This is a genomic window from Fluoribacter gormanii (genome assembly GCF_900156395.1).
Classification (GTDB): domain Bacteria; phylum Pseudomonadota; class Gammaproteobacteria; order Legionellales; family Legionellaceae; genus Legionella; species Legionella gormanii.
The window spans coordinates 1-9,000 of record NZ_FTNL01000046.1; the positions used below are offsets into that span (position 1 = coordinate 1).

The window sequence follows — 9,000 nt, forward strand, 5'->3', positions numbered from 1 at the left end:
TATGATTCCTTATGCATATAGATTTCCTGTTCAGTTGGACTATCTGTTGTCTTACTCTGCTATCCTTGACGCCTGTTGCGTCACTCTCTTTTCTAGTTTCGCAATCCTAGCCAATAGTGTGCTGATGATTTGTTCGTAGTATTTCATGCAGCTATTTGATCACAACCACATAATTTTTGAAATGTTTTTTTACATGACTGTATCCGAGATACACCGCAGGAGATCCCTCACCCTCGCTGCGCTCGGGTTCTGGATGACGTGGGGAGTTACGTTTTGTTTTATTAATGGCCCCATAGTGGTCTATCTGTCCCATCACATGACGGGCATAACTTTCATTCCAGAACAAATAACTGGCTCGACAATGTGCTTTTATGAATAACCCATCGCTGATTGCTTGTAATAAGATGACTTTATTAAGATTTATTGAATGGGTACAATGGTTAAAAATATTTAGGTTATAGGGACATGCCAATAATAGATAAAATTTTGGGAAAACCTCTTTCTTCAAAGTCTAGAAAAAAACAAGAGTTAACAGTATTAACAGGAGTTCCTGCACTGGGATTAGACTCATTATCTTCGACAGCTTATGGTCCTGAAGCTGCACTCACGGTGTTATTATCAGCAGGCATAATCGGATTACATTATTTTTTTACTATTTCTTTATTAGTAGTTCTTGTTCTTTTGTCTTTATATTTTTCTTATAGGCAAACAGCTGCAGCCTATCCAAAGGGAGGGGGGGCTTATATTGTTGCCAGTGATAATCTGGGGCGGAAATATGGGTTGGGTGCAGCAATTTCATTAATATTGGATTACTTGTTAAATGTTACGGTCGGAATATCGGCAGGTGTTGGCGCCATAGTATCGGCAATCCCGTCATTACATCCTTATACGCTTATATTATGTCTTGCTATCTTATTAATGCTCACTGTAATTAATTTGAGAGGTATTCGTGAGACAGGAACACTTTTTTTAATTCCTGTAGTAATTTTTATGACATGTATGTTAAGTGCTATGGTTATAGGTTTATTAGAAGTATGGAGTACTGGCGGACATCCACATCTTGCAAATCAATCAGCAAAAATGCAAACAAACACAACTGAAACATTAACTTATTGGATGCTGTTAACTGCTTTTGCAAATGGATTAACCGCGATGACTGGAGTAGAGGCTGTCAGTAATGCAGTACCTTTATTCCGCAAACCCACAGTTCAAAATGCACAATGGACCTTAACTATTATTGTCGGCACACTGGCTCTATTTTTGATACTTATCGGTTACCTTTGTCCTGCTTACCATATTGTAGCGATGAATCAAAATCAGCCAGGTTATCAAACCATATTGTCACAATTAGTTGAAGCAACTGCTGGTAAAGGTATTTTTTACTATATTTCAATTGCCAGCATTTTTATTGTTCTTGCTTATTCGGCGCAAACCAGTTTTTCCGGGTTTCCGAGAGTGTGCCGTTTGCTTGCTGAGGATAATTATTTACCTCATTTTTTTGCTGAGCGTGGTAGACGCTTGGTTTTCTCAGTCGGAATTATTATTCTGGCACTCTTTTCTGCGGCCATCTTGATTGTTTTTAAAGGAATTACGAATAATCTTATTCCATTATTTGCGGTTGGGGCTTTTAGCGCTTTTCTCTTTTCTCAGATTGGTATGGTAATGTATTGGTTGCGTAAGGAAAATAGAAAAGTTCGATATAAATTAGTTGTCAATGCATTGGGTGCTATAGTAACCGCGATTGCACTTTTTATTATTGTTATCACAAAATTTATCGAAGGTGCCTGGATAATTGTTTTGCTTGCACCTATTTTAGCGTTTTTAATGCATCGTATTAAATGTCATTATGAACGAATTGCTCATGAAATTGAGAATCCGATAAAAATAGATCCTCTTTCACTAAAACCTCCAGTAGTCATTATTCCAATACATGGTTTGGATTTAATTGCAGAAAAAGCAATTCAATTTGGAATGTTGCTTTCGGATGATGTTACAGCTGTTTTCATTGATGCAGGCTCTGGAGGGGCTGCCCGCTTGAAGCAGCTTTGGCATGAAAAAATTGAATTGCCGGCCCAAAAGGCAGATAAAGGAATCCCAAAATTAGAAATTATTGAATCACCTTATCGTCGCATTTATAAGCCGTTATTAAAATTTGTGAGAAAAATCAGAAAAGAGAGGAAAAATAGGCTTATTGCCCTTATTATACCTGAGTTAGTAGAACCTAAATGGTATGAGTACTTATTACATAATATTCATGCTCCAGGATTACGTGCATTGCTTTTTTTAGAGAGAGATCCCCGTATGATTGTTATTACAATCCCTTGGTATTTACGTGAGAACTAAAAAGAAGGATTTGAATTATGACGCAATTTGAAAAGTTGTTTAACTTTATGAAAAAACCTTGGGTTATTATCTTTTATGCAATTTTTGTAATTTTAGCCTATTATTTTGTAGATAGGTCGTTGGCAACTTTTTTTCATCAGTTGGATCTTGAAACCAAATTACCTTTTTTGGGTGTATTGACTGCCTTGGGCAAATCGGTTGCTTATATTGTTTTGTTTTTTATTGCAGGAATGTATTTCCGATACATACACGTTAATACTGTCTATGAAAATCGATCTTGGTATTTACTTGGCTGTGTGTTTTTAGCTAATTTAGTTTGTTTGGTTTTGAAAGTAGGTTTGAGTCGTGCTCGTCCTGAGTTATTGTTTGCAAGTAATGAGTTTGGATTTTATTGGTTTAAATTGAGCTCAAATTATTGGTCTTTTCCTTCAGGACATACAACAACAGTCATGAGTTTGGCGGCAGGATTGGGAGTTCTTTTTCCTCGTTATTTTTATATTTTACTTGTTGTTGCTCTGTTAGTCGCTGCATCAAGAATCTTGTTATGCTTTCATTATTTAAGTGATGTGATGAGTGCATTTTATATTAGTCTGTTGGTTGTTGGCATTTTTAATGAATATGTTAAACGGAAGAATTGGTTCGATAAAATGGATTGTACTGTACGATAACTGAATCTCTGGAGGCCACCAGAGTTTTAGCAGTATCGAATCCTGATAGCCAATCTAGGGAGAGGTTATGACTATAGAGACTGAATTAAAAACTCTGGTTCGTATCTATGCCAGTTATGATGAAGAAAAAAAATGTTATAACAGCGAATTGAATCAAGAAGCTCTTTTGCGGCTGGACGCTGATTTTATTAAATTAATTAATAAGTTGTTGCTTAAGGATGGTCCAGATAAATTAAGAATTAAAAAAAATTATAAGAAGTTGTCTTTATGTTTTCATCCAGACCTTATCGAGAAATTTAGTCCAGAAGTCAAATGGATTGAGAACAATTTATCAGAAGCTCGCAATGATGGGGCTTGTTTTAAAACATTAAGTCTCTGTTATGGAAAACTGATCTCACCCCAGGATTTTAAATCCATTAAATTTGATGAGATTACAACTCGGGACGATCTTAAAAAATGGATAGAAAACTTAAGGAATACTTCTAGAACATTTACCGAGCGTAATTTTTATGCAAGCCTTATGGGATTGCTTGACCAGTCAACAGGATATTTTGACGAAGTCGGAAAAATAAAACCAAAGGGGATACGTGCTTTAATTTCATTTCTTCCAATGGTTTTCATTAGTTTTGGTACTTTTGTTTTTGCCGAAGAATTATTTGCTGTTTATGCACTTTATTTTGCTTTATTAAAAGGTGGACAATACATTGAGTCGAGCAACTCAAAAGAATTGCAAAAACTTGGGACTACCTTGCAAAAAATTACTGTGGTTTCTGCTACTGCCACTACGACTTTATTAGTTCGTTTACTTGAAATGACTTTTTGGGCATCTAGACAATGCTATGAGGTGAGTCTGCAAATAGGTTCCACTCTTTTAACGCCATTAATTTGTGCTTCTCCTGAAATGAAATTTGATGCCTCAATGGTCGATGAAAATTTATGTCGCGACTTAATTCTTGCGAGTCAAAATCAAAGTGTTAGTGAAAATTTCAAAACCCCACAATTAAAAATGATTGCGGCGCCAATTGAATCGTACCTTGGATTATTAGAACAGCAATTTTTTAGAAATTGGCGAGCAGGAGGCGGAAAATATCGTGCATTAGATGCATTTTTATTGAGAATGCGTGTTATAGATAAAGACGATGATTTAAAGATTGAAGAGAAAATTGCTCAAACTTATGAAGCGTTACAAATAGTGAAAGAAAATCCCAGTGTTTATAGTGAGGGAGGAAAAACCGCCTTAGCAGTTGATCGGGCCGAACGTGTAATTAATCTCCTAAAAGATGACTCTGAAATACAACTTTCTTTATTGGGTAGGTCTTAGTATTTTGGGGAGTATGAAAGTAATTTTGCGCTAGATATCTTGTTTCATAACAAATTTTAGGCATTATATCTGATGACGATATCATTATTGAATTCGGTTAAATAAAAATAACCCCTTGAATTTGGCACGGTATCTCTGGCAAGATGCATTTGTTTTGATTATCCAGTGAGGAATTATGAAAATTCTCGTGGCAGTGAAGCGTGTAATCGACCCCTATGTCAAAATACGGGTCAAATCGGACCATTCCGGAGTTGAAACACAAAATATTAAAATGGCAATGAATCCGTTCGATGAAATTGCTGTAGAGGAAGCATTACGCTTACGCGAAAAAAATTGGGCTACCGAGGTGATTGCAGTAAGTATTGGTGGAGATAGTTCCCAAGAAACATTACGACATGCTTTGGCATTAGGTGCTGATAGAGCCGTTTTGGTTCAAACTGAAGATTCATTGGAAAGCCTTAATATTGCTAAAATATTAAAAAAGATTGTTGATGATGAAAAACCGGATTTAGTATTGATGGGTAAGCAAGCTATTGATGGAGATAATAATCAAACCCCTCAAATGCTGGCTGCGTTATTAAATTGGCCGCAGGCTACATATGCTTCTAAAATAGAAGCAACAAACGATCATCTTCAAGTCACTCGTGAAATAGACGGAGGTCTTGAAACAATAAGTGTGCATTTGCCTGCAGTAGTGAGTACGGACTTACGCTTAAATGAGCCACGATACGCCAGCCTCCCCAATATTATGAAAGCCAAAAAGAAACCGTTGGATATTAGGAAACTGGATGGTCTAGGATTGTCACTTAAAAAACATATTGAGGTATTAAATGTTACTGCTCCTCCAACCCGTAGTGGTGGAGTGAAAGTTGACTCAGTGACCGAATTATTGGATAAATTACAGCATGAAGCCAAAGTGCTTTGATAAGGGGGAGTGATGAGCACTTTAGTACTTGTTGAACATGATAATCAAACATTACACCCATCTACTCGTAATGCTTTAGCTGCGGCATTGGAGTTGGATAATGAACCGACCTTACTTATTGTAGGACATCAATGCAAGGCGATAGCAGAACAGGCTGCAACTCTTGCTGGAGCATTTGCCGTTTGGTACGTTGATAAACCTTGTTACGAACATACTTTAGCAGAGCAATTAAGCGATTTGATTCTTTCTTTTGCGAATTCATTCAATGCTATAATTGTTCCTGCTAGCACTTTTGGTAAAAATATTGCTCCACGTATTGCAGCACGACTGGATGTTGCTCAAGTTTCTGATGTTAGTAAAATAATTGATAAAGATACTTTCGAACATCCAATATATGCAGGTAATGCAATAGAAACAGTACGAGTTCTTGACTCTATAAAAGTTTTAACCATTAGATCAACTGCTTTTAATCCAGTTACTGCAAGTCAGGCCAGTTGTTTCATCGAACAAATTGATAAAGAATTCGTCGTAAAAGAGAGCCAATTTATTAAACATGAGTTAAATAAGTCTGAGCGACCTGATTTGGGCAGTGCCAAAATTGTTGTTTCTGGTGGAAGAGGGCTGCAAAGTGCTGAGAAATTTCAGTTGATCGAAGAGTTAGCTGATGTGCTTGGTGCTGCTGTGGGAGCGTCCCGCGCTGCTGTAGATGCCGGGTTTGTTCCTAATGATTATCAAGTGGGGCAAACCGGAAGGATAGTTGCACCGATGCTTTACATCGCTGTGGGAATTTCTGGGGCTGTACAGCATTTGGCTGGGATGAAAGATTCTCGGATTATTGTTGCAATCAATAAGGATGAAGATGCCCCTATTTTTCAAATCGCTGACTATGGTTTGGTTGGTGATTTATTCGAGCTCGTGCCGCAGTTAATAGCACAATTAAAAAACCGTTAGAGGGGAAAAAGTATGTTAGTAGGTGTTCCAAAAGAAATTAAACCTCAAGAAAATCGTGTGGGTCTTGTTCCTTCTAGTATTAGGGAAATTATAAGGGTAGGGAGCTCTGTTATAGTTGAGAAGGGTGCTGGAGTAGGAATTGGCATTTCTGATGATGATTATCGACATGCTGGTGCTGAGGTTGTGGATAGCGCAGATGAAGTTTTTTCCAGAGCCGAACTCATTGTAAAAGTAAAAGAGCCACAACCTATTGAGTGCAAGCGTCTTCGTGAAGGCCAAACTTTATTTACCTATTTGCATTTGGCCCCAGATCCTCATCAAGCGCGTATGCTTAAAGAATCTGGAGTTACTGCTATTGCTTATGAAACAGTAACTGAAGAAGGTGGTGGTTTGCCATTATTAGCTCCCATGTCACAAGTTGCCGGACGTATGTCCATTCAGGCAGGTGCCCATTGCTTGGAAATGGCTCAAGGTGGTAGTGGTATTTTATTAGGTGGTGTTCCTGGAGTAGCAGCGGCAAACGTAGTAGTTATTGGTGGCGGTGTGGTTGGTACCAATGCAGTACGTATGGCTATGGGTATGGAAGCTCGAGTGACTGTCTTGGATCGTTCTTTGCAACGTTTAAATGAATTGGATTTTCAATTTGGTTCTAAGATCAATACGATTTATTCCACTGCTGACGCTATAGAACGATATGTTGCCAGTGCTGATTTGGTGATTGGTGCAGTATTAGTCCCTGGAGCAGCAGCTCCAAAATTGGTAACTCGAGCCATGCTTAAATCAATGCGCCCTGGTTCGGTATTAGTTGATGTAGCTATTGACCAAGGTGGATGTTTTGAAACAAGCCGCCCCACAACACATCAAGAACCTACATATGTTGTTGATAATGTGGTGCATTATTGTGTTGCCAATATGCCTGGTGCGGTGCCAAGAACTTCAACCTTTGCTTTAAATAATGCAACATTACCTTTTGTTTTAAGTATTGTAACTAAAGGCGTGAAGCTGGCGTTATTGAATGATAAGCATTTACTCAATGGCTTAAACGTTCATCAGGGTAAGATCACCTTTGATGCAGTTGCTCGTGATTTAGGTTATGAGTATACACCTGCAGCTATAGCATTGGCTGGTCGATAATACTCAATTAACAGAGTAAGCGTTCTCCTGGATTGCGTTGGACCGTAATTCAGGAGAAATGCATTTTCACTAAAATGAATAAAACAAGAATTAACTATTTGACTCTGAATTAAAGAGTTGGAACAGACTTATTTTTAGCCTCTTTATTTTCGTCATCATGTCCAATTCTTTTTGTTACTTTACCAAAGTCTTCTAGTTCATGGGCTATTTTGGCATTATTCAATGTACCATAGCCTCTATGCATATCATCACTGATTATTGTATAACAGCCAGTTATAAATTTGTTTGCCTTTTCCCGGGTCGGTGCATCTTCTTTTCCAGATTCAGCCCACTCATCAACACTTCGCGCTAATTTTAATAAAACGTATGTTTTTGTAGTTATGCAATTATCCCATGCAAATGTCATTACCGGGTTCAAATCTTCTTCGGCGGCCTTAATCGCCTGTTCGACAAACTCAATAGGGATTGCTAAATCATGAATTACCGTGGTATCGAAAGAAGTTCCTTTAGCAATATGTGGAGATTCATTGGCAATGGTAGTTTTTAATGCTTCTGTCATCACAGAAGTAATTGTCAATCCTGGAGTTGGATTAGTATATTGTTTCCATCCAGCTTCTATTGCTGATTTTAGGGTTGGTAATGGGCCCATCGGACTTTGACGCCCGATAATCAATGGACGACTTTCTTTATCACCATCGACAGGTTCAATAACAATACCAACATGGCAAACATCAGATACTTCTAATGGTTTGGAACGAAGCTCCTCCGATGGTTGCAACCATGCAGGTAATGGAATTATGCCTCTAAATCCTTCCTTTTTTCCTCCTCCAATCTTTACCATGGCTCCTGGGCCATACCTTTGGACCAGGTTATTTTCCTTGCTATAGTCCCAAGTATCCAAATCCTTAGAGGTAAGAGCAGTATCTTTTTCTAAAGTAGTGTGCCCCTTGGGTTTTGTCGAGTCAAAGATAACCCGAGTTTTATGTTGCTCGTACTGATCCCATCCATACAGTAATGTGCATCCAACTAAAGTAGCAAAAAAACCAGCCTTTGATAATTTAGCAAGTGTTTTTAGTTGAAATGTTGCGTTACTGGAGCTTGGTGCCTGACGAAATTTAGTCCAAAAGTCATATTTTGTTGTCTCTAACTTATCAGAAAAAAAATCATATTTTTTTTTCATAAATGCCCCCTGATTATCTGATTGCGTGTCAAACATCCATTTAAATAGGGTTCAAGTTCCGCGAAAAAACACGTTGCCCATGCATATATCATATTGTATTAATATTAAGTGAGTATTAAGTGATACGCTTTTTAAGCTTTACCGCATTGCCTCAAATTACCTGTTGCCGAAGCCGAAGCCAGATAAGCATATAAATTGCATCGTTGCCTCAATATCACTGTTGCCGAAGGAGGGAGAATGGCATGGGAGAATTGAGGATGGATTTATATTTAAAAACACAACGTTGGCGTTATCGCTGTGGTAATCGTGCTGTAAAAAAACGTATGTTGGATGAGTTTTGCGAAACCCATGGTTATCATCGTAAAGCTGCAGCTAGGTTATTAAGGCAGTTACCCATCGCTGATAAAAAACCTAAAAAACCAGGCAAAAAGAAAATTTATGACCCTAGTATATTATTGGAGCCGCTTAAAAAGATTTG

At 37.9% G+C, this 9,000-nt stretch carries 7 protein-coding genes and 1 pseudogene; 7 read left to right on the forward strand and 1 reads right to left on the reverse strand.

The window, feature by feature from the left end; all coding sequences use genetic code 11:
* Positions 1 to 465 precede the first annotated feature (465 nt).
* From BW930_RS16575 to ald, 6 genes are all read left to right on the forward strand, one after another.
* Positions 466 to 2,343, forward strand: a complete 1,878-nt coding sequence (locus tag BW930_RS16575) for an APC family permease (protein WP_058468061.1) — start codon at positions 466 to 468, stop codon at positions 2,341 to 2,343.
* A 17-nt stretch (positions 2,344 to 2,360) separates the two neighbouring features.
* Positions 2,361 to 3,011, forward strand: a complete 651-nt coding sequence (locus BW930_RS16580) for a phosphatase PAP2 family protein (RefSeq protein WP_058468062.1) — start codon at positions 2,361 to 2,363, stop codon at positions 3,009 to 3,011.
* A gap of 67 nt (positions 3,012 to 3,078) precedes the next feature.
* Positions 3,079 to 4,332 carry a hypothetical protein gene (locus BW930_RS16585; protein ID WP_058468063.1) on the forward strand — a complete coding sequence of 418 codons (1,254 nt, stop codon included), beginning with the start codon at positions 3,079 to 3,081 and terminating at the stop codon, positions 4,330 to 4,332.
* A 175-nt stretch (positions 4,333 to 4,507) separates the two neighbouring features.
* The gene (locus BW930_RS16590) at positions 4,508 to 5,257 is read left to right on the forward strand and encodes an electron transfer flavoprotein subunit beta/FixA family protein (RefSeq protein WP_058468064.1); all 750 of its coding nucleotides are present in this window, start codon (positions 4,508 to 4,510) and stop codon (positions 5,255 to 5,257) included.
* 12 nt (positions 5,258 to 5,269) lie between these two features.
* Positions 5,270 to 6,208 (forward strand): electron transfer flavoprotein subunit alpha/FixB family protein, encoded by a 939-nt coding sequence (locus BW930_RS16595; RefSeq protein ID WP_058468065.1) that lies wholly within the window; start codon positions 5,270 to 5,272, stop codon positions 6,206 to 6,208.
* A gap of 12 nt (positions 6,209 to 6,220) precedes the next feature.
* Positions 6,221 to 7,342: an alanine dehydrogenase gene (gene ald / locus BW930_RS16600; RefSeq protein ID WP_058468066.1), complete on the forward strand. Its 1,122-nt coding sequence runs from the start codon at positions 6,221 to 6,223 to the stop codon at positions 7,340 to 7,342.
* Between the two features lie 109 nt (positions 7,343 to 7,451).
* On the opposite strand, the gene BW930_RS16605 is transcribed toward ald, so the two are convergent.
* Positions 7,452 to 8,522 carry a hypothetical protein gene (locus tag BW930_RS16605; protein WP_058468067.1) on the reverse strand — a complete coding sequence of 357 codons (1,071 nt, stop codon included), beginning with the start codon at positions 8,520 to 8,522 and terminating at the stop codon, positions 7,452 to 7,454.
* 242 nt (positions 8,523 to 8,764) lie between these two features.
* Between BW930_RS16605 and BW930_RS16610 the strand changes: the two are divergent.
* A pseudogene (locus tag BW930_RS16610) lies at positions 8,765 to 9,000 on the forward strand (integrase); the annotation flags it as partial.